Source organism: Anoxybacillus ayderensis (assembly GCF_000833605.1).
GTDB lineage: Bacteria > Bacillota > Bacilli > Bacillales > Anoxybacillaceae > Anoxybacillus > Anoxybacillus ayderensis.
Genome location: NZ_JXTG01000003.1, coordinates 1 through 23655 on the forward strand (window position 1 = coordinate 1; position 23655 = coordinate 23655).

Below are 23655 nucleotides of genomic sequence, written 5' to 3' on the forward strand. Positions count from 1 at the left end.
TGCTTCTTTTTTCCTGTCATTTTGATCGTGCGTTTCAAGCAGACAGGACATAACGGGCATTGTTCAGGTAGAGAAAGTTCGAAAATCCAACGATCTCCTTCTTTTCGCACCTTTTGAATCAAAACATCTGGTAAATCGATGAGTTCTTTGATAAACTGAGAGTACATGCGAATTTTCCTCCAATGGTTTGGTTTGGTCACCTTTACCATACAGGAAAATTCGCATTTTTTGTACCCTCTATTTTCGCTATGCACACCGATCTTAAATCATCAAGTACAACTTGTGGTGAAGAGCCTTTTCAAGGATTTAATAGAATATTTTGGTTCATTATCACAACATGTACTTGACAAATGATACTCTCTCCTGAACAAGAATGTGAAAACATCATTCATTTGCTTATTCTTTCGTATAAATGTCAGTACAACATGTTATAAAAAATGGTGTACAACTTTTATTTTTACTAAGCTGTTTTACTAAGATATATCCAATAAACGAGTCCAACAAAAATGTTCAATGACATTAAAGTAGTGATGCTAACTCTAAGCAAAGTATAATCTATAGTTTTCCACCCTGTCACAATTATAATTAAAGATAGTCCGATCAGCAGGAAAGTAAACAGAAAACTAAACAATTTATAAACCATATATTGTGTTCTTTCATCGTTACCTTCTCGCTTAATCAAAAAAATTAAAACTAAAAAAGCAGCCAGTGCTAATACTGCTAAAATATTAGTAAAATGAACGAAAGTACCCATTATTATCAAACCTCCTCATTTTTTTTAAACTGGAATACATCATTAATGTCCACTCCAAAAGCATTTGCAATTTCAAACGCTAATACTAACGAGGGTGTGTAGTTTCCCTTTTCAATTGAAATAATCGTTTGTCTACTAACCCCTACTTTTTCAGCTAAATCTTTTTGTGTCATTTTCCGTTCGGCTCTTAAAACGTTGATTCGATTGGATAAAGAGCCGTTGTTCTTTGTCATTTATCACACCTCCATTATGCAAAGATTTCTATATACACATAGTAAAGTATTTTTTACAAAATGTAAAGTTTATTTTACATAAAAACGTTACGTTTTTCACCTAGAACTCGTATACTATCCGAAAACAACTTGGCAAAATGAAATGTGCGCATGTGTCAACGTTAAATCGCTTAACCACTACATGCGACAATGACCTATCGTCCACTTTGCTTTCTATTGTAAGCTGAACCATTTCCCCTTAGAAAAACAAAAATACCGCCCCTATGCCTATTCGCATGAGAGCGGTGTTTATCTTTCACATAAGAAACGGCTGCAATTTTTGAATAAGCTGCTGCATATGTTTTGCTTGTTGTTCGTACATTTGTTTCGCTTCTGCATCGTTCGTTTGTAAGGAGAACAGCTCAAAATCAGCTTCTGCCTTTTTCATCGATGCAAGCAATAGTTGCTTTTGTTGCGGCTCTGGTAGTTGAATGCGGTCGTCGTATAGATCGACGGTCAATTGGCCGTACGAATCGACTTGAGCTAAAAAGACGTTTTCAATGGCGACGCCCATTTGATCGAGTTGTTGCTTCAACCAGCCGCGGTTTAAGCGCGCAGTTGCGAGCGGTTCGTCTAAAATTTTGCCGTCCATAATGACCGTTTGGGGTTCTTTTTCTTCTGGCACATACGGTTTGATGTCCCCGATCGTCAGCGGCTGCTTGTCGCGTTTTAATAAAATACTTAAATCACCGTTCGCCTCAAGCGTCGCAAATTCCACATCGGCGACGCGGAACACATCTTTTTTCCGCAACTGTTCAAGCAATTCGTCCGCCGTATATTTCTCTTTTTTCAAATTATCTTCTAAAATTTTTCCGTTTTTAATAAATACGGTTGAATTTCCTTCGACAAAATCACGAAATTTTTTGCTTCGTAACGAAATGTGCGAGATGGCGACGGGGAAAAGCGCCCAAATTAAAATGCTCGTAACCCCTTCCGTTAATCGAATATCTAAATCCATTGACATCGTGCCAGCAATATCCCCGATCGTAATGCCGACGATATATTCGAAAAACGACAGCTTTGACAACTGTTTTTTTCCTAACAATTTCGTAATGATGAACAGTCCGATTAAAATGCAAATGGAGCGAATCGCAACTTCTAACCATGCTGGCATATTTACATCCCCTTATATTGCGGCTCCTCGCGTTCAAGCGTCGATATTCGCCCTTTGAGCGCCGCAATCATTTGTTCCGTTTCAAGCATCGCTTCATGAAACGCCCGTTGCGCTTCCTCGTTTGTCGAAGTGAGCGCCAACTGTTGCAACGTCGCATGAATGGCCTTCATGTTCGCTAAACTTTGCTTTACTTGTGAACCAATGGTCATCTTCCTCTATCCTTTCGGTTTAAATAATAATGCGCCAATAAAACCGAACACGATCGCCGCTGAAATGCCGGCGCTCGTCACTTCAAACATGCCGGTTAACACCCCGACGATGCCATGCTTTTCCGCTTCTTGCATCGCCCCGTGCACGAGCGCGTTACCGAAACTTGTAATCGGAATGGTCGCACCCGCCCCGGCAAAATCAATAAGCGGCTCGTATAAGCCGAAGCCGTCTAAAATCGCTCCGGCGACGACGAGCGAGCTTAACGTATGGGCTGGGGTAAGCTTGAATACATCAAACATCAACTGCCCGATAACACAAATGAGCCCGCCGACGACAAACGCCCAAAAAAACATTGCCATCATCCATGATCGCCTCCATATTCAATCGCCACCGCATGTGCGATGCACGGGATCGTCTCCCCTTGTTGAAACGTGAGCGGCGACAAAAGTGCGCCCGTCGCGACGACGAGCATGCGCCGAATTTCCCCGCGCTTCATTCGGTTAAATAAATGCCCATAGACAACCGTCGCAGAACACCCCGCCCCGCTTCCACCTGACAACACCGGCTGCCCTTCGCGATAAATGATTAACCCGCAATCTTGATATCGCTCTTCTTCAAGCTCCATTCCGTTTTTTCGCAACAAATCGAGCGAGACGGTGCGGCCGATTTTTCCTAAATCGCCTGTGACAATTAAATCGTAATACGACGCATCGACTTGCATATCGCGTAAATGCGCTTCAATCGTATCGACTGCGGCTGGCGCCATCGCCCCGCCCATATTAAACGGGTCGGTCAATCCCATATCGACGACGCGCCCGATCGTTGCGGATGTAATGCGCGGTCCATCACCTTCTTTTCCGACGAGCGCCACCCCTGCCCCTGTCACCGTCCATTGCGCGGTCGGCGGCTTTTGTCCACCGTATTCCGTCGGGTAGCGAAACTGCTTTTCGACCGCTGTATTATGGCTCGCCGCTCCTGTCAATATGTACTTCGCCCCGCTGTAATTGACGATAAATGCGCTTAACGCGAGCGCCTCCATCGATGTCGAACAAGCGCCAAATACACCGAGATATGGGGTGCTAAGCGTGCGCGCCGCAAAGCTTGATGGTGTCATTTGATTAATTAAATCGCCACAAATAATAAACTGCACTTGTTCCTTTTCGATGCGCGCCTTTTTCATCGCTTGAAAAAACGCTTCTTCAAACAGCACTTTATGCGCTTTTTCATACGAATCTTCCCCAAGCCAAAGGTCTTCATGCAATAAGTCAAAATCATCGGCGATCTTTCCGTTCGCTTCAAACGGTCCGCCGACCGTTGCGGTAGCGACGATGACGGGACGGTTTTCAAACACCCATGTGCGATGCCCTTTCATCATCCGAGCCCACCCCATTTCACCGCAATCGTTTTAATAAGCGCCACGACAAACGCCGAAAACGTGCCGAACAAAATGACTGAACCAGCTAGTTTAAACATATTTCCCCCAACGCCAAGCACAAACCCTTCCGTCCGATGTTCAATGGCCGCTGAAATGACGGCGTTGCCAAATCCAGTGACAGGCACAGCGCTTCCTGCCCCTGCAAACTGCGCCAATCGGTCGTACACACCAAACCCTGTCAATAGCATCGCAATAAATACCATTGTCGCCACCGTCGGATTGCCGACCGTTTTTTCCGTAAAGTCGAAAAAATACATGTAAAAATACGAAATCGCTTGTCCGATGGCACAAATCAAACCTCCGACAAAAAAGGCGCGCACGCAATTTTTCAACACCGGACGCTTCGTTTCACGGTCTTGTTCAAATTGATGATACTCTTGTTGGACGGGCGTTAAATTTTTCCGTTTTTCGTTCGCCATCCTCTCACCTCGCTACGTTTGTTCTTCACTTAATTTTTGAATGACTGTCATTTCTTTTTCGATTTCTTTTTCACTTATGTTTTTCGTATCAATTTTTTCTTTCAACGCTTTCGTTTTCCAAAAAATTTTTAAATCGTGCGACGCGATTACTTTTTTGCCAAATGCCTCGTTCAGCGCTTTTCCTACCTCTTTTTCAATTTGTTTCATGCGAAAGCGATGCAAATGTTTCACTTGATACGCAACAAGCAACCGTCCGTTCGCTTCGACTGCGACCGCATCTTTTACATCTTCCCTTTCTTTCAACATGTCGACCGCTCGTTTTGCCTGTTGTTGATCGCTTCGTTTCGCGCTTCCGTCATGGCTCACGTTTGTGATGTTTTCTTGTTGAAGCGATTGTTGTTGTTCTTTTTGTTCATGCGCACAACTCATAAGAAAAAACATACTTATAAGTACAAACCATTTTTTCATGGCGTTCACCTTTCTGTTCATGTAACGAAAGGGCGTCCCGATTGGACACCCAAATGACTTATTGTTTATATTGTGGCTCTTCTTGTTCAATTTCTTGCACGCGCGGAGCAATTAAATCGACGATCGCTTGCGTTTGTTGCGCTGCTTGTTGATACAATTGTTTTGCTTTTTCATTTTCCGTTTGCAAGGCGAACGTTTCAAAACTTGCCTGCGCTGATTTCAATCCCGCTAATGTTTGCTTTACAGAACTTGCAACAGTCATATGAAAACCTCCTTTGTTTTTTCATCCCATAGCATGCGCGGATACGAAAAAGTTATACAAAAAAAATAGCCCCCGAAGGAGCTAACGTTTATCGCGAAATCCGTTTCCAAGCGACGGATTATTTAAAATGCCTGCCATGACTAAAATGCTTAAAAACGCATTCCATAATTGCTCGTATTTCCCTAAATCTAAATCGACGCCAAACGTCTGTAATAAAAGCGGGATAAATGAACCGATCGCTAACCATAGCCCGTAATTTTTAAAGCGCTCCATCTTTTTCCCCTCCCCGCTATTGTTTCAATTTCTTCCCGCATCCGCAACCGCCTGTTTTTTTCACAGGAGCAGGTGACGATGTGTATACTTTCGTTGTTTGTGTTCCGCCAAGAACAACCGGTTTTTTCTTTTCCATAGCAAACCCTCCACACATGTAAGATACAATAGCATATGAAAAAGATGGAGCGAACGACTATGCGTTTTCCCTATTTCTTTTTTTCCGCAAATGAAAACGGCGTCGAAAGTGGCGGTTGCATACCTTGCTTTAACGCTTGTTGGCGTTTGACCGTATGCATAAACCACGAATCCGTCCCTTGTCCAAATAGCTGTTTCGTTAATTGCTCCAGCTGCTTTTTTAGTTCCTCGTTTTCTTTTCTTAATCGTTTAATTTCTTCATAACGTTGTTCGCTTAACGCTGCCAATTCTTTTAACAACACGTTTTCCGCCCGCAATACGTCTATTTCTTGCATATCCCTCCTCCTTTCTACTACATAACAATTCGAAAACGCGCCGATTTATGACAAAAAAATTCCGCACATATCCCTGCACACTTACCTACCTTTCTCATACTATACAGTAGTCCCGATACATGCGACGGGAAAAAATTGAAATAGGAGGAACGAGGCATGACGCATCATAAAGAGCGTAAAGAAAAAGTGTGTATTAAAACACGCAAAGTGTATGACTGGGTTACTCGTCAAGTCGATGTGCCGTTGCGTAGTTTTTCAAATGGGGATTTGGAAGCGATCTTTCCTGAAAGCAAATGTCCACGCCACGGGCAAACGGTTTGTGACTTTTTCGCGTCTAACGGCTTAAGCGCTGGCGACTTCTCGATTCGCTGCTTTTTAACAGACGATGAAGGAAACCGTATTGACCAAACGGTTGACAACAACGCGCTCATCTGCCAAGAAATTTTACAACCAAACGGCCGTCAACCGGTGCACGTCACACTTCCATCCGGAGATACAGTCACATTACAAAAAGTAAAAGCGCTTGTGAAAGGTCACGTCGTCGTGCAAGTCGTCAATGCGAACGGACACGTCGTTTGCGAGTCAAACCCAATTCCATTTGCGACAGCACAAACATTTATTTTATGCGCACCAGAAGGAACGACGCTCGACTGCCACATTTCGTTTTTCGAATGTGACGCAAGCTTAATTTGCACTGACAACTTCTCACAGCTTGATGTATCGATTACATTATGCTTAGAAGTGCAAATGGAAGCAGACGTAAAAATCGAAGTCGAAGCACGCTTCTGCCAACCGCGCGAAGAAATTTTAGAAGCAACACTTTGCCCAACAGACAAATTCCCACCGCAATGCCCAGAAGTATTCCCGGCACATTAATGAATGAAAGGCTGTTGTCGTTCAGCAGCCTTTTTTTATTGATGTTTCCTTCCATGGTTACATATACATGAAATAAAGAAAGGAGGCACAAAATGAACAGCCAACATATTCAACTCCAACAAAAAATTATTCATTACCGCTCGGAAGTGGCAAAATATAAACAGCTATTGCAGCTTGTCGAAACAGAGTTAAAGCGCGAGCAATTGCGCAATCAATATGTGCAAAAAAAACTTGAGCAACTAGACGAATATGAACAAACGATTGAACAGTTAAAACAACAACTTCTTTTTTACGAAGTGGCGCTTGAAGAAGAAAAACGGCGGAAAAAAGAAATTAAACAAGACGTTGTGCGCGCCTATGCTTATTTCACGTACGCTGTCATGATGCCAGAACAAAAAGAGGAAGATGCGACAATTATCGGTGATTTCGTTATCGAAAATAGCGGCAATACACCGCTTAACGATCCGATTATTTGCCTCCGCCTTCGCCCTCCCGATCACGCGCAACTAAGCGGAAAATTTTCATTTCGCCAAATGCAAGAAGAAGGCGGCTGGACGTTCGCGGTCGAACATTGGCGCGAAAAAATGAAAGAAGGGGAATATTGGCTAAAGCCAATCGATGAAACAACGCTTTTACCGAACGAACAACTGCGCTTTCCGTCATTTGAATTACGCATCATCCAAACCGTTGTCGTTGAAGCATTCGTCTATTTTCGCCAACTAAAACAAGGGGTATCATCTTCTAATTATATTGTTGTAAATAAATAAGCAGGCGTTCGCCCGCTTTTTTTATTCGCTCCATTTTTGGACAACCGTTTCCATGAGCGCCGCCACACCTGCAATCGCTAACACCGACACAAGCGGCATAAAGATGCTTGGCGCATAAACCATTCCGACATACAGCCCAGCTGCGCACCATATCCCTGTACACCAATGGCAACTGAGCAACTCCCCGATCCATTTTCTTATTCCTGTCCCTTTTATGACAATATACGTTTCCCCATCTTGTTCAAACTCGTCATGAAACGGAGCCCTCAAAAACGACGTAATGCGATCATATACGATTAAGCGCGTGAAACGAAACGATGCCGCACATAAAAGAAAAAAGTGAAAAACGTCCATCTTCTCCCCTCCTTGCTTTACTTTATGCTTCACCCCTCTTTGTTGTTTCACATATAATGCAATGAGTCAGTTAACGAAAAAGGATGTGAAAACGTGTATAACATTTTTTTCAGCAAACATTTTTTAGCTAAACATCGTCATATGCAACAGTTGTGTGCCGCGCTAGCAAATATAAGCGAAGGAACAGAGCTACATGTGCACACAAACAAAGAGACGTACTACAACGCTCAATTCGTCCAACTAGACGCCGCCACAAAAACATTGACCGTCATCGTCGACCCATTTTACGAAAACGGCGGAAAACGCATGACGATCCACTGCCGTGATGTCGTTGCAGTTGAGTTTCCAGCGGAGGCGCTCGTTGCCGCAACACAACAACAAACGACGACAATCGGAATGACGAAAACAGACGACGAAGACGAATAAAGGAAGTGAAAAGATGAACGTTTGTATCATTGGTGCCGGCTATGTCGGATTAACGACGGCAGCTGTTCTCGCAAAACTTGGGCATACCGTTCATTGCGTAGATGAAAATGAACAAAAAATAGCCGCCTTAAAGCGCGGAGACGTTCCCATTTACGAGCCGGGCTTAGCTGAGCTGTTAACCGACTATGCGAGTCGGCTTTTTTTTCATCACGATAAGCAAACATATGTACAAGAAGCAGAAGTTATTTTTATTTGTGTAGGTACCCCTTCTGATTCGAAAGGGAAACCAGACGTTTCATACGTCAACCGTGCCATTGCCGACCTCACCCCACACGTAAACGATAAGCAAACACTTGTCATAAAAAGCACCGTCCCGATCGGAACGAACGAACGCATATACAACCATTTCAAAAACGAAGGAAAACATATACGTGTCGTATCAAACCCTGAGTTTTTACGCGAAGGCTCCGCCATTTACGACTCTTTGCATCCCGATCGTATCGTCATCGGTTTACGTCACGATGATGATCGCTCACTTTCCGTTATGCAAACGTTATATGCGGGCATTCACGCGCCATATGTCGTGACGAGTTTAAGTGGCGCCGAAATGATTAAATATGCTGCCAACGCCTTTTTAGCAACAAAAATTTCATTTATTAACGAAATCGCCCGCCTTTGTGACGCGTACGGCGTCGACGTTGTCGATGTCGCAAAAGGCATCGGACTTGACGGAAGAATCGGTCCACACTTTTTACAAGCAGGCATCGGGTACGGTGGTTCTTGTTTCCCGAAAGACGTCGCCGCCTTACAACAAATGGCGTATGAACAAAACGTGCGCCCGTATATGTTAGAAGCGACAAAAACAATTAACGATACACAGATCAACTGGTACGTACAAAAAATAAAACGTACGTTAGGACATATGTCTACAAAACGGATTGCGGTGCTCGGCATTGCCTTTAAGCCAAATACAGACGATATTCGCGAATCGCCCGCCGTTTCACTCATTAAAAAATTGCACGCGCATGGGGCAAATGTCATCGCTCATGATCCGAAAGCTGTGCTACCAAATGTCGATGTAAAGCAAGCAAAAACGATAGAAGAAGCGATCGCACAAGCAGATGCGCTTATCGTGGCGACCGATTGGGATGAGTATAAACAATTAAACTGGGCATATGTGAAACAAATGATGAACGGAAACGTCGTCATCGATGGACGAAATAGCTTGCCTCGTGAGGCGATCATGAACGCAGGACTAAACTATATAGGGGTGGGACGCGGATGAACATACTCGTCACAGGCGCAGCTGGATTTATCGGTTCGCACGTATGTGAGGCATTGTTGCCACATCATCACGTCATTGGCATTGACTCTTTGATCGGTCCGACACCAAAAGCAATGAAACAAAAAACGATTGAAACGTTAAACACGTATGACCGTTTCACATGGATCGAAGGGGATTTGTTGTCGTTGCCGCTTGACGATATCGTCCAACAAGCGGATGTCATTTATCATTTTGCCGGCATGCCGGGCGTGCGCACAAGCTGGGGAACATCGTTTGATTTGTATACAACAAACAACATATTAGCGACGCAACGGTTGCTTGAAGCATGTAAACAACATCGGCCAAAACAGTTCATTTATACGTCAACGTCATCCGTATACGGTGAAACGAACGGGCGCGTGCATGAAAACACACCTCCAACCCCTCTTTCACCATACGGCATGACGAAGCTTGCGGGGGAACATTTATGCCGCATATACGAATCAGCATTTCATGTACCGATCACCATTTTGCGCTATTTTACCGTGTACGGTCCACGCCAACGGCCCGATATGGCGTTTCACCGCTTCATTTGGCAAATGTTGTTTGACGAGCCGATCACGATTTTCGGTGACGGCACACAAACGCGCGACTTTACGTACATTTCCGATTGCGTCAACGGCACGCTCGCTGTTCTTGGCAATGAAAAAGCGATTGGCGAAACGTTCAATATCGGCGGAAAAGAGCGCGCATCCGTCAACGACGTCATCGCGATGCTTGAGGCGCTTATCGGAAAACAAGCAAAAAAACAATATGTGAATCAAGCGATCGGCGAGCCGAAGCATACGTGGGCGGACATTTCGAAAGCAGAAAACATGCTTGCCTACGCTCCAAACGTGCCGTTACGGGAAGGATTGCGTCATGAAGTCGAATATATTCGTTCGCTTTACGGGAGGTCATGATGCGCATCGCATTTATTTGTACTGAAAAACTGCCGTCTCCAGCAATAAAAGGGGGCGCCATTCAACTGATGATTGATGGCATCGCCCCGTTTTTTGCTGAAACCCATTCGCTCACCATTTTTTCCATTACCGACCCATCGCTTCCGATGTACGAAATACGTGATGGCATCGAATACGTACGTGTACCAAAAGAACGATACGAACAACATATTGCAAATGAATTAAAAAAACGAACATTTCATGTCATTCACGTCTTTAATCGTCCCGCAAACGTGTTATTTTACAAACAAGCCGCGCCAAACAGCCGCTTCGTCACAAGTTTGCATAACGATATGTTTTCACCGATGAAAATGCCGCCAGACGTTGCAAAACAAGTCATTGCGGAAGTGGACGCAATCACAACCGTGAGCGAATATATGAAACGCACCGTCACAAAACGATACGATGTCCCGAACGATCGTATTCAAGTCGTCTACTCCGGCGTCGATGCAACGCGCTACATGCCGCCATGGACAGACGAAGGAAAACAAATGCGCACCGATATGCGCCAACGGTTTTTTGTTGAAGAAGATGACGTTATTTTATTTATCGGGCGGTTAAGCAAAACAAAAGGGGTACACGTGTTAATTGAAAGCATGAATCACGTATTAGCTAAACATCGAAACGCAAAGCTCGTCATCGTCGGCGGGAAATGGTTTAGCGACAACCGTTTAAACGATTACGTGCGCTTTCTTCATCAACTAGCCAAACCTTACAAAGATCGCATTCAATTTACAAACTACATCCCGTCTGAACATATTCCACACGTATTCACGATAGGCGATGTGTTCGTTTGCAGTTCGCAATGGCACGAGCCGCTCGCCCGCGTGCATTACGAAGCGATGGCAGCAGGCGTGCCAATCATTACGACAAATCGCGGTGGAAATCGCGAAGTGATCGAACATAACAAAAATGGTCTCGTCATTGACGACTATGCGTCACCAAAAGCATTCGCCCATGCGATATGCGAATTGCTAGGGAATAAAGAAAAAGCGCTCGCACTTGCTTACGAAGGACGAAAACGGGCGGAAACGATGTTTTCCTTCGCTAACACAGCCGAGCAGCTAGAACGTGTGTATATTAAGATTTTCCAATAAGCGATACCGATACGATATGTTCGAGCGGGATCGTGATCGTTTTTTCTTCATCGCTTACGATAAAGACGACTTTTTTCTTATCGTACGTTTGAACAATGCCTTCATACGTGCGATTTTTCGTTTTCAATTCACACGTCACCGGCCGAAGTTCATTCGGAAGCGTCGCTAAAAATTCAAGGCGCTCAGCCGTATTCATGTCACGAAAATTCGCAAATGACGGCGGCGGATACGACGGCTTTTCTTTTTTCGTTCGAAACGTCTGTTGCATATAACACGTTTTCGGTCCTAAATTCGGCTGAACAATATACAACAACGGCGCATTTTCCACACGCTTTTTCATTCCCACACCCCTCCTTTTTTACGAATATATGCGCAAAAAGAGAGGGGCATGCCATAATAAAAGCTGTTCGGCAAATGCCAAACAGCTTTTTGATTAGCGCGCTAAAATATGGTAGCCAGAGTCAACGTGGATAATTTCGCCTGTCACGCCGCGCGATAAGTCGCTAAATAAAAACAGTGCCGTATCGCCCACTTCTTCTTGTGTCGTCGTGCGGCGCAGTGGTGCGCGCTCTTCAATTTCTTTTAAAATCGAGTTGAAGTCACCGACACCTTTGGCAGATAACGTACGAATTGGACCTGCCGAAATGGCGTTGACGCGAATACCGTATTTTCCTAGATCGTTCGCTAAATATTTCACGCTCGCTTCTAACGACGCTTTTGCGACACCCATGACGTTATAGTTTTGCACGACGCGCTCGCCGCCTAAATATGTTAACGTGACGATGCTGCCGCCTTCTGTCATTAGCTCTTTCGCCGCTTTTGCCACAGCTGTTAACGAATAAGCGCTAATGTTGTGCGCAAGTAAAAATCCTTCGCGATCGACGTTCATATACTCGCCTTCTAAATGCTCTTTATTCGCAAATGCGATACAATGCGCCACACCGTGAATGACGCCCACCTGCTCTTTGATTTGCGCAAAGCATGAGGAAATTTCTTCATCTTTCGTCACATCGCAAGGCAACACAAGCGCCGTGTCATCTTCTAACGTCGCGACTAATTTTTTTACTTCATTTTCAAATCGCTCGCCAGCATATGTAAAAATTAATCGCGCCCCTGCCGCATGAAGCGAACGGGCAATGCCCCAAGCGATGCTTCGTTTATTTGCCACACCCATAATGACGTACGTTTTCCCTTGTAACGATAATTGCATATTCGTTCATCCCCTTAAATTATGATTTGTTATTAGAACCTAGTATTAATATGATTATAACAAAAAATTCCCTACTTTCAAATAGGGAATTTATAATAAATAGTCCATAAACATTGTCGCTAAGCCAAAATAAATAAGAATGCTAATTAAATCGTTAATTGTCGTAATAAACGGACCAGAAGCAACGGCCGGGTCGATGCGCAGCTTATGCATCGCAAGCGGAATGAGCGCACCAGCGACTGTCGCCACGGTTAATGTCGCAAACAACGCCAATCCGACGAGCACACCTAAGAAAAACTGCTGCTTCCATACGTACACAACAATTGTAATGACGACGCCGCAAGACAAGCCAATTAAAAGCCCCGTTAGCGCCTCGCGCGCAAGCATACGCCATTTCCCTTCTTTTTCTAAATCCCCCATCGCTAAGCGACGCACCGCTACCGCCAATGATTGCGTTCCTGTATTTCCAGACATTCCTGCAATAAGCGGAATAAACACAGCTAAAATGGCGACTTTTTGCAATGTGTCTTCAAAACGGCTAATTAAATTAGCGGTCATCATCCCTAAAAACAACAAAATAATCAGCCATGGCAACCGCTTTTTCGCCGCTTCGAACGGAGTGTATTGAATATCGACATCAGGAACCCCTGCGAGTTTCGAATAGTCGTCTGTCGCTTCTTCGGAAATGACGTCGACAATGTCGTCAACGGTAATAATCCCAAGCAAATGATTGTTCGCATCGACGACAGGAAGCGCTAAAAAATCGTAGTTTTGCATTTTACGCGCCACATCTTCTTGGTCTTCATCAACGAGCACAGAAACGACTTGATCGTTCATGACATCATGAATCATCGCATCGTCATCCGATGTTAACAATTCCCGCAACGACAATACCCCGACGAGCTGCCGTTGTTCGTTGACGACGTACAAATAATAAATCGTCTCCGCATTCGCTGCTTCTCTTTTTAAAATTTGCATCGCCGAACGCACCGTTTGATTCGCATGAATGGCGATATATTCCGTTGTCATAATGCTTCCGGCCGTATATTCTTTATAATGAAGCAACCCTTGAATATCTTTCGCCGCTTCATCATCCATAATCGTTAAATAATTCGCTACTTCGTTTTTATCTAATTCATTCAATACGTCCGCCGCATTGTCAGCATACATGTGCGCAAGCATTTGCGCGACAAACATCGGATCCATTTCCGATAAATAAATTTTATACTCATCTTCTTCAATGTCGAGATGGTCAAAAATTTCCGCCATTTCTGCTGGCGACAAATATTCGTACATGCGCTTTCTAACTTCTGGACTTTGTTCGACGTAAAACTTCGCCCGATCGTACGGATGAAGTTTTAAAAACTGTTTTCGAAATTCTTCCATTTTTTCATCTCGTAATGCTTGTACTAACATGTTTTCCCTCCTCTCGACAAAAATCGCTTTTTTTATTATGCGCGAATCTTTGCCAACTTGCAAGCAACGATGTAAAATGATAATGCACGAAAAAAGCAGGGGGAACTGTGATGGAAAATGAAAAAACCGTTCAATCAAAAATAGATTATCATTTACTATTTATTTTATTTTTAATTGCGATCGTGAGCGCCATCGCCATTGAAAGTGCGCGCGAGACGCTCCCTGCCAAACTGCAACATATTAACTTTGCGCAAAAACAGCTCATGTGGTACGGCGTCGGTGCCGTCGTCATTGCGGTGACGATGCTTGTCGATTATGACCGTCTATTTAAAATTGCTTGGTATTTATATGGTTTCGGGATGATTCTTTTGCTTGGATTAGAATTAAACGTCCCGGGTACATTAACGATTAAAGGGGCAACGAGCTGGTACAACCTACCCGGTGGAAACTTTCAGCCATCTGAACTAATGAAAATTTTTATGATTATCGTCATTAGCCGCATCATCGTCAACCATCGGGAAAAATATCATGACCCGACGTTGCAAGACGACTTGAAATTGCTCGGAAAAATCGCGCTGTCGCTATTGCCGCCGCTTTTTTTACTTGTTCGTCAGCCTGATATGGGCATGTCGATGGTGTTTATGGCGATTGCAGGCTCGCTCATTCTCGTCTCCGGCATTCGCTTGCGCATCATCGCAGCTATTGTCGGTCTCGCCGTCCTCGGAGCGACATCGTTTATCGTGGCGTTTTTATATTTCCCGGATGTGTTAAAAATTCAACAATACCAATTAAACCGTTTTTACGGCTGGCTGAATCCTTACGAATATTCAAGCGACCAAGGATTCCAGCTCATTAAATCGTTGCTCGCGATCGGCTCAGGGGAATTATACGGAAAAGGATATAAAAATTTGGACGTCTATTTACCAGAGTCGCATACCGACTTTATTTTTAGCATTATCGGAGAGCAATTTGGCTTTATCGGGGCAAGCATCGTCGTTTCGCTCTTTTTCTTATTAATTTACCGAATGATTCAAATTGCGTTAGAGTGCCACGATCCGTTTGGCAGCTACTTATGCGCGGGCGTCATCGGCATGATTACGTTCCAAGTATTTCAAAACGTCGGCATGACGATCGGCTTACTACCGATTACCGGCCTTCCGCTTCCGTTCGTCAGCTACGGAGGAAGCTCGCTTGCGACGTACATGCTCGCCATTGGACTTGTCTTAAACGTCCGTTCTCGCACACAAAAATTTATGTTTTCTGCAGAACAATCATAGCCGCTTGCATGCGGCTATTTTTGTAGAAAGGAGCAAAGATGTACGACATTATTGGCGATATTCACGGTTGTTTTCATGAATTGACGTTACTAACAAAAAAGCTTGGCTACGTTTGGGAACACGATATACCGATTCATCCGAACGGGCGAAAGCTTGCATTTGTCGGCGATTTAGCCGATCGCGGTCCCGAGTCATTGCGAGTTATTTATACGGTCATTTCGCTCGTTCAACAAAACAAAGCGGTGTACGTGCCGGGCAATCATTGCGACAAACTGTATCGCTTTTTTCTCGGTCGAAACGTGCAAATTACACACGGACTTGAAACGACAGTTGCCGAATGGGAACAAGCCGATGAGCAAACGAAAACGCGCATTCGTACACAATTTATGAAACTGTACGAAAACGCCCCGCTTTATGCCGTCTTAGACGATGGAAAACTGATCATCGCCCATGCTGGCATTCGCGCCGACTACATTGGGCAATTCCATCAAAAAGTAAAAACGTTCGTCTTATACGGCGACATTACAGGCGAAAAACATCCAGACGGTTCCCCCGTTCGTCGAGATTGGGCAAAACATTATCGAGGAGATGCGCTCATCGTATATGGACATACGCCAGTAAAAGAGCCGCGTTGGTTAAATAACACAGTCAACATCGACACCGGCTGCGTATTCGGTGGACAATTAACAGCGCTTCGCTATCCGGAAATGGAAACCGTCTCCGTCCCATCAACGATGCCATATGTCGCAGAAAAATTTCGCCCGTTTGACTAAAGCAAACGGGCGATGTCGTCAGGAAGCGGCGAATGAAACGTCATCATCCGTTCAACAAACGGATGAAAAAACGTCAGCTCACAGCTATGCAACGCTTGGCGATCGATTCGGGCGCGCGAACCGCCATATAAATCATCGCCAACGAGCGGATGACCGATATGAGAAAAATGGACGCGAATTTGATGCGTTCGCCCCGTTTCTAATTGAATCGACACGTGCGTCATCTCATTTTTCTGTTGCAATACTTCATAATGCGTCACCGCCCGCTGACCGTCTGGCCGCACTTGCCGCTCGATGATGCTATCGCCTTTTCGTCCAATCGGCGCATCAATCGTTCGAACGAGCGGGGTGACATAGCCGTGACAAACGGCTTCGTAGCGCCGTTTCACTTTTCCTTGTTTTTGTTGTTCACTTAGTAAATGATGCACATGGCGATGCTTCGCCACAAGCACAAGCCCTGATGTGTCGCGGTCAAGCCTTGTGACGATATGAACGGTCGTTTGTAACTGTTGCTTTTCGTAATGAAACAATAGCGCATTGGCGATCGTTCCATTCGGATGTTCACGCGACGGAATCGTCGACATATGCGGCGGCTTGTCAAGAACGATGACGTAATCGTCCTCATACACAATCGAAAGCGGAATCGGTTCTGCTGCCATGTCCGCACTTTTTTGTTCCGGTGGAAACGACACGCACACTTCATCGCCTTCTTTCAGCACGTAGCGAACGGTGACCGATGCACCGTTTACTTCGATGTTCCCACCTTTAAATTTAATATCCGTTAACGCCGTTTTTGAAATATGCTTTTCTTTTAAAAATTCACGAACGAGCATCCCATCTTGTTGTGGGGTGACGATCCAACGAAGTTGAAACATACAAATCCCTTTCTATTGAATAAATGATTCGCGCACGCGCTTCCAAAACGGAAACGGACGGAAGCGGGCGAAACGAATTTTTTCATCGGCGACGCGGCATTGAATCGATTTCACATCTTTATGCAATAGCGATAAATGATCGATCGTAATTTGAAAATCGACGTCATTGACCGGCTTTAACATACACGTATGATGCGCGGGCAAAATAAGCGGCGAGCCGATCGTGCGAAACACGCGGTTGTTAATGGACGCCATCTCCGCCACTTGAATCGCCTCTAACGACGGATGTAAAATCGCGCCCCCAAGCGCTTTATTGTATGCCGTGCTTCCCGATGGCGTCGAAATACATAACCCATCCCCTCGAAACGTTTCAAATAAATCGCCACGAATTTCGACGTCCATGACAAGCGTGCCGCTCACGCTTTTGACGGTACATTCATTGAGCGCTAAATATTTTGCCTCGCGCCCCCCACCGACATATCGAATCGTCACTTCTAAAAGCGGATATTCAACGACTTGATATGGCGTTTTCGCAATCGCAATGACGAGCTTTTCAATTTCATCAGGCACCCAATCGGCATAAAATCCTAAATGTCCTGTATGCACGCCGACAAACGCCGTCTGTTCCAGCCGGCTGCGATAACGATGAAACGCATACAATAACGTCCCATCCCCTCCGACAGAAATGACGATATTTGGCTCATCTTCATCATACGTGAAACGAAAATCCGTTAAATATGTACGAATTTTATACATACATTCGTTTGATATCGCATCCCCTTTTGATATGACCGCAAATTTCACGCGCCCTCACTCCTCGTTATCTTTTACCTCTTGCTTGCGCGAAAACACAGCTTGCGCCTCTTGAATTTCAAAACGAATTTTCGACATTTCTTCGTCTAACAAATACGCGGCTTCCGCTGCCCGCTGCAATCGTTGTTTAATATCTTCCGGAAATTTGCCACTATACTTATAGTTTAACGAATGTTCAATCGTCGCCCAAAAGTTCATCGCAAGCGTGCGAATTTGAATTTCGACTAAAATGTTTTTCTCGCCATAAATCATTTGCACCGGATAACGAATGACGACATGATACGAACGATAGCCGCTCTCTTTTTTTTGCGTAATATAATCCCGTTCTTCGACAATTGTAAAATCGTTTCGTTGCCGAAGCAGGTGAACGACCGTTTTAATGTCATCAACGAACTGACACATCATGCGCAATCCCGCAATGTCTTGCATTTGTTGTTCTAGTTGATCGAGCGGAATATTTTTCTTTTGCGCTTTATCTAAAATGCTCGCAATCGGCTTCACTCTTCCTGTCACAAATTCAATCGGAGAGTGCACCCCTTGCATTTCAAATTGGGCGCGCATCCCTTTTAACTTGACTTTTAACTCTTCGACCGCCTGTTTGTACGGAGCTAAAAAAAATTCCCAATGTTTCTCCATGAAACCACCTACTTATGCGAAAAATGCCGTTACCGCCTGTTCCATTTTTTCACCGTAGTTTGCATTCTCTTTAATATTGTCAATTAAGTATGCCACTTCTTCGTGAATGCCTTCTAATTCGATCGTCGCATCACGCCCAACGAGAAAGATCGGCTCATTTGTCGCGAGCGCTTCTTTTAACGCTCCCCACACCGCTTTTGGCATGACGACATAAACGAACGCATCGCTTGCCTCTAATATGTATACGAACGCACACGCATCGGAATCGACAAGCATATGCCGTTTTGGTTTCAAACCTTGAAGCGATTCGTCACATGACATAACCAAGCCGTTTTCTTTTTTCTCTGCTGAATGTACATATATTTTCATGTTCTTTCCTCCGTCATCCATGATGTCCGCCTTTATTTTACCACATTTCGCCTACCGATGTTCACTAGTTGCACTTTTTCACGTATATGTCGATAATAAAAGTAGAATGACGTAAGGAGAAGAAAAAATGAGGCACGAATTAGAAATTGAATTTAAAAATATGTTGACCGCTGAAGAGTTTGCTCGTTTAACGACGGCGTTTGCGGTGCGCGATGATGAATGGAGCGTGCAACAAAATTATTATTTTGACACCCCAGACTTTCAATTAAAACGACAAAAAAGCGCATTGCGCATTCGCATGAAAAACGACACATATACATTAACATTAAAACAACCATATGAAGACGGACTGTTAGAAACGCACGAACGATTAACAAAACAAACAGCCAACGCGCTCATTTCAGGCACGCAACGACTTGGAGGCGAGATGGCAAACACGTTGCAGTCGCTTCATATTGACCCGACAGCTGTCGTTTGCTTTGGTGCGCTGACGACACGCCGCGTCGAACGCCCGTATAAAAACGGCACGCTCGTTTTCGACTTTAGCGAATATATGAACGTGTCGGACTATGAAGTCGAATACGAAGCAACAGATCGAACAGAAGGCGAAAAAACGTTTACGGAGCTATTGCAGTCGTTTCATATTCCAAGACGAAAAACGAAAAATAAAATTGAACGATTTTACGAAGCAAAATACGAAACGGAGCGATCGTCATGAACGTGCAACAATTAAAATTGCTTTTTGAACTGAAAGCGTTACAAAATTTACAAGGGAAAAAAGAAGCGCCGACAACATCGTTTCACGACTTATTTCATGAGCTGCTAACAACGGAAACGAACGAAGAAACAGAAACGATACGCCCATCACTTCCGCTCATGACGACGGAAGAAACGCATGCGCCAACATATGAGAAAGGAAATACACCACTTTCTTCGAACAGCATGCAGCAATGGATTGACGAAGCCGCTACAAAATATGATGTCGATCCGAAGCTCATTTATGCGGTCATTCGTCACGAATCAAACTTTAACCCGCAAGCAAAAAGCCGCGCAGGCGCGATGGGGCTTATGCAGTTAATGCCGAGCACGGCGCGCATGCTAGGGGTACAAGACGCATTCGATCCGAAACAAAACATTGAAGGCGGGACAAAATATTTACGCCAACTTCTCGATCGGTATGACGGGAACATGGCGCTTGCGCTCGCCGCATACAATGCTGGACCGAGAAATGTCGATAAGCACGGAGGCATTCCACCTTTTCGCGAAACGATGAACTATGTGAAAAAAGTAATGCAAACGTACTATGCTACAAGTCGCATCGTTTGAGATTCAACAAAGTCGTTGTTACAATATTGATATATTTCGGCAAAGGAGTTTTCTGTATGTTTCAATCCCCTTACGAAGCGCTTGGAGGCGAACAAGTTGTCGCAAAGCTCGTCGATGCCTTTTATGAACGAGTCGCAAAACATCCTGACTTGGCGCCTATTTTTCCGAAAGACTTAACAGAAACAGCGCGAAAACAAAAACAATTTTTAACGCAATATTTAGGCGGCCCTCCGCTATATACAGCCGAACATGGACATCCGATGTTGCGCGCTCGCCATTTGCCGTTTCCGATTACGCCTACGCGCGCGAAAGCATGGCTTGCGTGTATGCATGAAGCGATGGATGCGATCGGATTAAAAGGACCGGTGCGTGATGAATTGTATCAACGGCTTATTTTAACTGCCCAACATATGATTAACACCCCAGAAGATGAGCGAAAGGAGCATGAAGGTGAATGAAAAACGAATCGATAAGCAAGAAGGAACGACAAAACAATTAGAAATTTACTTATTTGTCGATCCTCTTTGTCCGGACTGTTGGGCGCTCGAACCTGTTTTAAAAAAGCTTTGGATCGAATATGGGCAATATTTTACGTTGCGCCACGTCTTAACAGGGCAACTCGATCGGCTTAACGGCGTGACGTATAAACGAATTGATCGGCATGCGACGCGCACAGGCATCGCATGTGATGATCGGGTGCTACTTGAAGCACCGCTACCTATTCCGTATGTCGCCTCGCTCGCCGTCAAAGCAGCAGAATTGCAAGGACGGCAAGCAAGCATCCGTTTTTTACGTCAACTTCAAGAAATTGTATTTATTCAAGAAAAAACAATGACAGACACGAGCACGCTTATCCAATGCGCCATCGATGCCGGTTTAGACGTGCAAGAATTTATAAACGATTTATCTTCACCGACCGCTGTCAAAGCGTTTCAATGCGATTTAAAAATTAGTGCGGAAATGGACGTTCGCGACGTCCCTACGCTCGTCTTTTTCAATGAAAATATTGAAGAGGAAGGCATTAAAATTTCAGGCTGTTATCCGTACGACGTATATGTCGATGTAATCCATGAAATGCTCGGATTTCATCCTCAACCATCTCCGCTTCCACCAATCGAGCAGTTTTTACATCACGCTCAGTTCGTGACGATCGATGACATTGCGATGGTGTATAACATTCCGCGCTGCAAAGCGGAATGGGAACTAAAAAAGCTACGTTTAAAACAAAAAGTGGAACAAATCGGCTCGTTTTGGCGCTGGATTGACAAAGAAAAAAGACTCGGCTAACACCGAGTCTTTTTTCTTTGTCATAAAGACAACAAAGGGGATGGGAGAAATTTTTCACGGTCAAACAAAGGGGTATAAGTTTGTTTGATTGTGATTCACTTCACGTTTATATATTAACAAACTCCTTCATGTCTTGACAAGTGTTTTATTCATTTGTCACATATTTGTCATATTTCTTTTTCAACTTCCCTATATAAATAAAGAAGAAGGAGGGATTCGATGCTTATTGTATATATCATCTGGATCGTCGTTGCGCTCATTATTCACTTTTTTGCATTAATGCGGTTATTTCCGCTATTCATATCGATTCCGTTTTTATTCCTTTCTTTCTTTTCTTTTTTTACTTATCTCAACAACCGCCACCGCTTTCGTGGGTTTCGGTAATCAGAAAAAAGGCGACCATTCCGTCGCCTTTTATAATAGTTGCTCCAGTTGTTGCAGTTTTTGTTCGAACACTTGGCACGCTTGTTCAATTGGCTCTGGAGATGTCATATCGACACCTGCTTTTTTCAATACTTCAATCGGATAATCGGAGCTTCCAGCTTTTAAAAACGCAATGTATCGCTCGACAGCTGGTGTGCCTTCTTCTAAAATTTGTTTGCTTAACGCTGTTGCGGCGCTAAACCCTGTCGCATATTGATATACATAATAGTTGTAATAAAAATGCGGAATGCGTGCCCATTCTAAGCCGATTTCTTCATCGATGACGATGCCGTCTCCAAAATATGTTTTATTTAAGTCGTAATATTTTTCCGTTAACGTTTGTGCGGTGAGCGCCTCGCCGTTTTGTGCCATTTGATGAATCATATGTTCAAACTCCGCAAACATCGTTTGACGGAACACCGTACCACGGAACGTTTCTAAATAATGATTTAATAAATATAACTTTTTCTTCTCATCATCGATCGTCTGTAATAAATAATTGTTGAGTAGCGCCTCGTTGCACGTCGATGCCACTTCCGCTACGAAAATCGAATAGTTTCCGTACGGATACGGTTGATATTTGCGCGTATAATAGCTATGCACCGAATGGCCAAACTCGTGCGCAAGCGTAAATAAGTTATTGACATTATCTTGCCAGTTCATTAAAATGTACGGATTCGTGCCGTACGAACCAGACGAGTATGCGCCACTTCGTTTGCCGCGCGTTTCATGCACATCGACCCAACGATTGTCAAATCCTTCTTTCACGATCGCAATATATTGTTCGCCAAGCGGAGCGAGCCCTTTTAATAATAACTCTTTCGCTTCTTCATACGTCACTTTCATATCGACTTGTTTCACAAGCGGCGTATATAAATCGTACATATGTAACTCATCTAATCCGAGGACGCGCTTGCGCAGCTGAACGTAACGATGCAACAGCGGCAAATAGCGATGAATCGTTTCGATTAAATTATCGTACACCGTTTCCGGAATTTGATTTTTGCTTAATGCCGCCTCACGCGCCGAACGATAGTTGCGAACGCGCGCAAAAAAGTTGTTGCGCTTCACCGCCCCGTTTAACGTGCTAGCGAACGTATTTTCATATTTACGATATGTATCGTATACCGCTTTAAACGCATCATGCCGCACGCGACGATCTTCGCTTTCAAGAAAACGAATGTAACGACCGTGCGTAACTTCCACTTCTTCCCCGTTCTCATCTTGAATCGTCGGAAAACGCAAATCGGCATTGTTTAGCGCTCCAAACGTATTGCTCGACGCGTTCATGACATCCGCTGCTTGCGCAAGTAACGCTTCTTCTTTTTCCGATAACACGTGCGGACGTTGACGATTCATTTCATCTAGTTCATGCTCATACAGTCGAAGCGGTTCGTATTGTTGTAAAAACGCGCGCACGACCGATTCATCGAGCGCTAAAATTTCGGGCACGATAAACGCCATCGCATTGCCCGCTTCCGCATACAATCCTTCCGCTCTCGACTCAAATCCTTGATACAGCGAGTTTGTCGTATCTTCATCATGGCGCATATGAGCATACGCATATAACTTCCCTAATCGCAACAACACATGGTCGCGATATTGCAACGCTTCATATAACGTTTCTGCGCTTTCCCCTAGCTTTCCTTTATACTCCGAAAATTTCGGAAGAAGCGCGGCAATCGCCTGAAATTCCTCTTCCCATTGTTCATCAGTCGCAAAAATATCTTCAAGACGCCACGTATACTCTGTCGGAACGTCTTTACGTGTCGGCAACGATTTTGCCAT

33 protein-coding genes and 1 pseudogene are annotated in these 23655 nt (G+C 44.3%); 13 read left to right on the top strand and 21 right to left on the bottom strand.

Translation table 11 applies throughout. The annotated features are described in order from the left end of the window. The 12 genes and pseudogenes from JV16_RS15910 to JV16_RS04360 all read right to left on the bottom strand — a co-directional run. Positions 1–167, bottom strand: a pseudogene (locus JV16_RS15910) (ISL3 family transposase); the annotation flags it as partial. A 293-nt stretch (positions 168–460) separates the two neighbouring features. After that, the gene (locus JV16_RS04310; protein ID WP_019418192.1) at positions 461–754 is read right to left on the bottom strand and encodes a hypothetical protein; all 294 of its coding nucleotides are present in this window, start codon (positions 752–754) and stop codon (positions 461–463) included. A 5-nt stretch (positions 755–759) separates the two neighbouring features. Beyond that, the gene (locus JV16_RS04315; RefSeq protein ID WP_019418193.1) at positions 760–987 is read right to left on the bottom strand and encodes a helix-turn-helix transcriptional regulator; all 228 of its coding nucleotides are present in this window, start codon (positions 985–987) and stop codon (positions 760–762) included. 295 nt (positions 988–1282) lie between these two features. Beyond that, a complete protein-coding gene (locus tag JV16_RS04320; RefSeq protein ID WP_042534437.1) occupies positions 1283–2140 on the bottom strand; it encodes a DUF421 domain-containing protein in 858 nt (285 codons plus the stop codon). A 2-nt stretch (positions 2141–2142) separates the two neighbouring features. Next, the gene (locus tag JV16_RS04325; RefSeq protein WP_003395328.1) at positions 2143–2349 is read right to left on the bottom strand and encodes a DUF1657 domain-containing protein; all 207 of its coding nucleotides are present in this window, start codon (positions 2347–2349) and stop codon (positions 2143–2145) included. A 6-nt stretch (positions 2350–2355) separates the two neighbouring features. After that, entirely contained in the window at positions 2356–2712 is a 357-nt protein-coding gene (gene spoVAE, locus JV16_RS04330) for a stage V sporulation protein AE (protein ID WP_042534439.1), read from the bottom strand. Continuing rightward, complete coding sequence (gene spoVAD, locus JV16_RS04335; RefSeq protein ID WP_042534441.1) at positions 2709–3725, bottom strand: stage V sporulation protein AD; 1017 nt, start codon at positions 3723–3725, stop codon at positions 2709–2711. Before spoVAD ends, spoVAE begins: the two co-directional genes overlap by 4 nt. Next, a complete protein-coding gene (gene spoVAC / locus JV16_RS04340) occupies positions 3722–4204 on the bottom strand; it encodes a stage V sporulation protein AC (RefSeq protein ID WP_042534443.1) in 483 nt (160 codons plus the stop codon). The genes spoVAD and spoVAC overlap by 4 nt, the downstream gene beginning before the upstream one ends. Before the next feature lie 12 nt (positions 4205–4216). Then, entirely contained in the window at positions 4217–4672 is a 456-nt protein-coding gene (locus tag JV16_RS04345) for a YhcN/YlaJ family sporulation lipoprotein (RefSeq protein ID WP_042534445.1), read from the bottom strand. 58 nt (positions 4673–4730) lie between these two features. Then, positions 4731–4934, bottom strand: coding sequence for a DUF1657 domain-containing protein (locus JV16_RS04350; protein WP_042534447.1), 204 nt, complete (start codon positions 4932–4934; stop codon positions 4731–4733). Positions 4935–5015: 81 nt separating this feature from the next. Beyond that, complete coding sequence (locus JV16_RS04355; RefSeq protein WP_042534449.1) at positions 5016–5207, bottom strand: phage holin family protein; 192 nt, start codon at positions 5205–5207, stop codon at positions 5016–5018. A 206-nt stretch (positions 5208–5413) separates the two neighbouring features. Beyond that, positions 5414–5677, bottom strand: coding sequence for a spore coat protein regulator YlbO (locus tag JV16_RS04360; protein WP_042534451.1), 264 nt, complete (start codon positions 5675–5677; stop codon positions 5414–5416). A gap of 156 nt (positions 5678–5833) precedes the next feature. Here JV16_RS04360 and JV16_RS04365 point away from each other — a divergent pair, with 156 nt between their 5' ends. Together JV16_RS04365 and JV16_RS04370 are read left to right on the top strand one after the other, a co-directional pair. Next, the gene (locus JV16_RS04365) at positions 5834–6553 is read left to right on the top strand and encodes a BMQ_0737 family morphogenetic spore coat protein (RefSeq protein WP_042534453.1); all 720 of its coding nucleotides are present in this window, start codon (positions 5834–5836) and stop codon (positions 6551–6553) included. A 92-nt stretch (positions 6554–6645) separates the two neighbouring features. Then, on the top strand, positions 6646–7320 hold the full coding sequence (locus JV16_RS04370; protein ID WP_021094715.1) for a hypothetical protein: 675 nt from the start codon (positions 6646–6648) through the stop codon (positions 7318–7320). A gap of 21 nt (positions 7321–7341) precedes the next feature. Here JV16_RS04370 and JV16_RS04375 read toward each other — a convergent pair whose 3' ends face one another. After that, positions 7342–7674: a DUF1360 domain-containing protein gene (locus JV16_RS04375; RefSeq protein ID WP_021094716.1), complete on the bottom strand. Its 333-nt coding sequence runs from the start codon at positions 7672–7674 to the stop codon at positions 7342–7344. A gap of 93 nt (positions 7675–7767) precedes the next feature. On the opposite strand from JV16_RS04375, the gene JV16_RS04380 reads away from it, so the two are divergent. Genes JV16_RS04380 through JV16_RS04395 form a run of 4 tightly spaced genes read left to right on the top strand, consistent with a single transcriptional unit; the run spans position 7768 to position 11462 of the window. Then, entirely contained in the window at positions 7768–8100 is a 333-nt protein-coding gene (locus tag JV16_RS04380) for a hypothetical protein (RefSeq protein ID WP_021094717.1), read from the top strand. Between the two features lie 13 nt (positions 8101–8113). After that, positions 8114–9385, top strand: coding sequence for a UDP-glucose dehydrogenase family protein (locus tag JV16_RS04385; RefSeq protein WP_021094718.1), 1272 nt, complete (start codon positions 8114–8116; stop codon positions 9383–9385). Then, positions 9382–10326 carry an NAD-dependent epimerase/dehydratase family protein gene (locus JV16_RS04390; RefSeq protein ID WP_021094719.1) on the top strand — a complete coding sequence of 315 codons (945 nt, stop codon included), beginning with the start codon at positions 9382–9384 and terminating at the stop codon, positions 10324–10326. Before JV16_RS04385 ends, JV16_RS04390 begins: the two co-directional genes overlap by 4 nt. Beyond that, entirely contained in the window at positions 10326–11462 is a 1137-nt protein-coding gene (locus JV16_RS04395; protein ID WP_021094720.1) for a glycosyltransferase family 4 protein, read from the top strand. The genes JV16_RS04390 and JV16_RS04395 overlap by 1 nt, the downstream gene beginning before the upstream one ends. On the opposite strand, the gene JV16_RS04400 is transcribed toward JV16_RS04395, so the two are convergent. The 3 genes from JV16_RS04400 to mgtE form a co-directional block, all read right to left on the bottom strand. Continuing rightward, positions 11446–11802, bottom strand: coding sequence for a CotO family spore coat protein (locus tag JV16_RS04400; RefSeq protein ID WP_021094721.1), 357 nt, complete (start codon positions 11800–11802; stop codon positions 11446–11448). The genes JV16_RS04395 and JV16_RS04400 overlap by 17 nt on opposite strands. 93 nt (positions 11803–11895) lie before the next feature. Beyond that, positions 11896–12672, bottom strand: a complete 777-nt coding sequence (gene fabI, locus JV16_RS04405) for an enoyl-ACP reductase FabI (protein WP_021094722.1) — start codon at positions 12670–12672, stop codon at positions 11896–11898. A gap of 90 nt (positions 12673–12762) precedes the next feature. Next, on the bottom strand, positions 12763–14088 hold the full coding sequence (gene mgtE, locus JV16_RS04410; protein WP_042534456.1) for a magnesium transporter: 1326 nt from the start codon (positions 14086–14088) through the stop codon (positions 12763–12765). 110 nt (positions 14089–14198) lie between these two features. On the opposite strand from mgtE, the gene JV16_RS04415 reads away from it, so the two are divergent. Both JV16_RS04415 and prpE read left to right on the top strand, forming a co-directional pair. Next, on the top strand, positions 14199–15365 hold the full coding sequence (locus tag JV16_RS04415; RefSeq protein ID WP_042534458.1) for an FtsW/RodA/SpoVE family cell cycle protein: 1167 nt from the start codon (positions 14199–14201) through the stop codon (positions 15363–15365). A 38-nt stretch (positions 15366–15403) separates the two neighbouring features. Further along, positions 15404–16138: a bis(5'-nucleosyl)-tetraphosphatase PrpE gene (gene prpE / locus JV16_RS04420; RefSeq protein WP_042534460.1), complete on the top strand. Its 735-nt coding sequence runs from the start codon at positions 15404–15406 to the stop codon at positions 16136–16138. Here prpE and JV16_RS04425 read toward each other — a convergent pair. Genes JV16_RS04425 through JV16_RS04440 form a run of 4 tightly spaced genes read right to left on the bottom strand, consistent with a single transcriptional unit; the run spans position 16135 to position 18831 of the window. Further along, positions 16135–17013, bottom strand: a complete 879-nt coding sequence (locus JV16_RS04425; protein ID WP_042534462.1) for an RluA family pseudouridine synthase — start codon at positions 17011–17013, stop codon at positions 16135–16137. The genes prpE and JV16_RS04425 overlap by 4 nt on opposite strands. Before the next feature lie 12 nt (positions 17014–17025). Next, a complete protein-coding gene (locus tag JV16_RS04430; RefSeq protein WP_042534464.1) occupies positions 17026–17817 on the bottom strand; it encodes an NAD kinase in 792 nt (263 codons plus the stop codon). 6 nt (positions 17818–17823) lie between these two features. Then, complete coding sequence (gene yjbM, locus JV16_RS04435) at positions 17824–18462, bottom strand: GTP diphosphokinase (RefSeq protein WP_042534466.1); 639 nt, start codon at positions 18460–18462, stop codon at positions 17824–17826. Positions 18463–18474: 12 nt separating this feature from the next. Beyond that, complete coding sequence (locus JV16_RS04440; protein WP_256689421.1) at positions 18475–18831, bottom strand: UPF0738 family protein; 357 nt, start codon at positions 18829–18831, stop codon at positions 18475–18477. A 127-nt stretch (positions 18832–18958) separates the two neighbouring features. Here JV16_RS04440 and JV16_RS04445 point away from each other — a divergent pair, with 127 nt between their 5' ends. From JV16_RS04445 to JV16_RS15750, 5 genes are all read left to right on the top strand, one after another. Then, entirely contained in the window at positions 18959–19549 is a 591-nt protein-coding gene (locus JV16_RS04445; protein WP_042534469.1) for a CYTH domain-containing protein, read from the top strand. Beyond that, the gene (locus JV16_RS04450; protein ID WP_042534471.1) at positions 19546–20157 is read left to right on the top strand and encodes a lytic transglycosylase domain-containing protein; all 612 of its coding nucleotides are present in this window, start codon (positions 19546–19548) and stop codon (positions 20155–20157) included. Before JV16_RS04445 ends, JV16_RS04450 begins: the two co-directional genes overlap by 4 nt. Before the next feature lie 56 nt (positions 20158–20213). After that, positions 20214–20615, top strand: a complete 402-nt coding sequence (locus JV16_RS04455) for a globin domain-containing protein (RefSeq protein WP_009362172.1) — start codon at positions 20214–20216, stop codon at positions 20613–20615. Further along, positions 20602–21444, top strand: a complete 843-nt coding sequence (locus JV16_RS04460) for a ClpXP adapter SpxH family protein (RefSeq protein WP_084220261.1) — start codon at positions 20602–20604, stop codon at positions 21442–21444. Before JV16_RS04455 ends, JV16_RS04460 begins: the two co-directional genes overlap by 14 nt. A gap of 219 nt (positions 21445–21663) precedes the next feature. Then, positions 21664–21828, top strand: coding sequence for a hypothetical protein (locus JV16_RS15750; RefSeq protein ID WP_042534475.1), 165 nt, complete (start codon positions 21664–21666; stop codon positions 21826–21828). Positions 21829–21858: 30 nt separating this feature from the next. Here the strand turns inward: JV16_RS15750 and pepF are convergent, their stop codons facing one another. Then, complete coding sequence (gene pepF, locus JV16_RS04470; RefSeq protein WP_021094734.1) at positions 21859–23655, bottom strand: oligoendopeptidase F; 1797 nt, start codon at positions 23653–23655, stop codon at positions 21859–21861.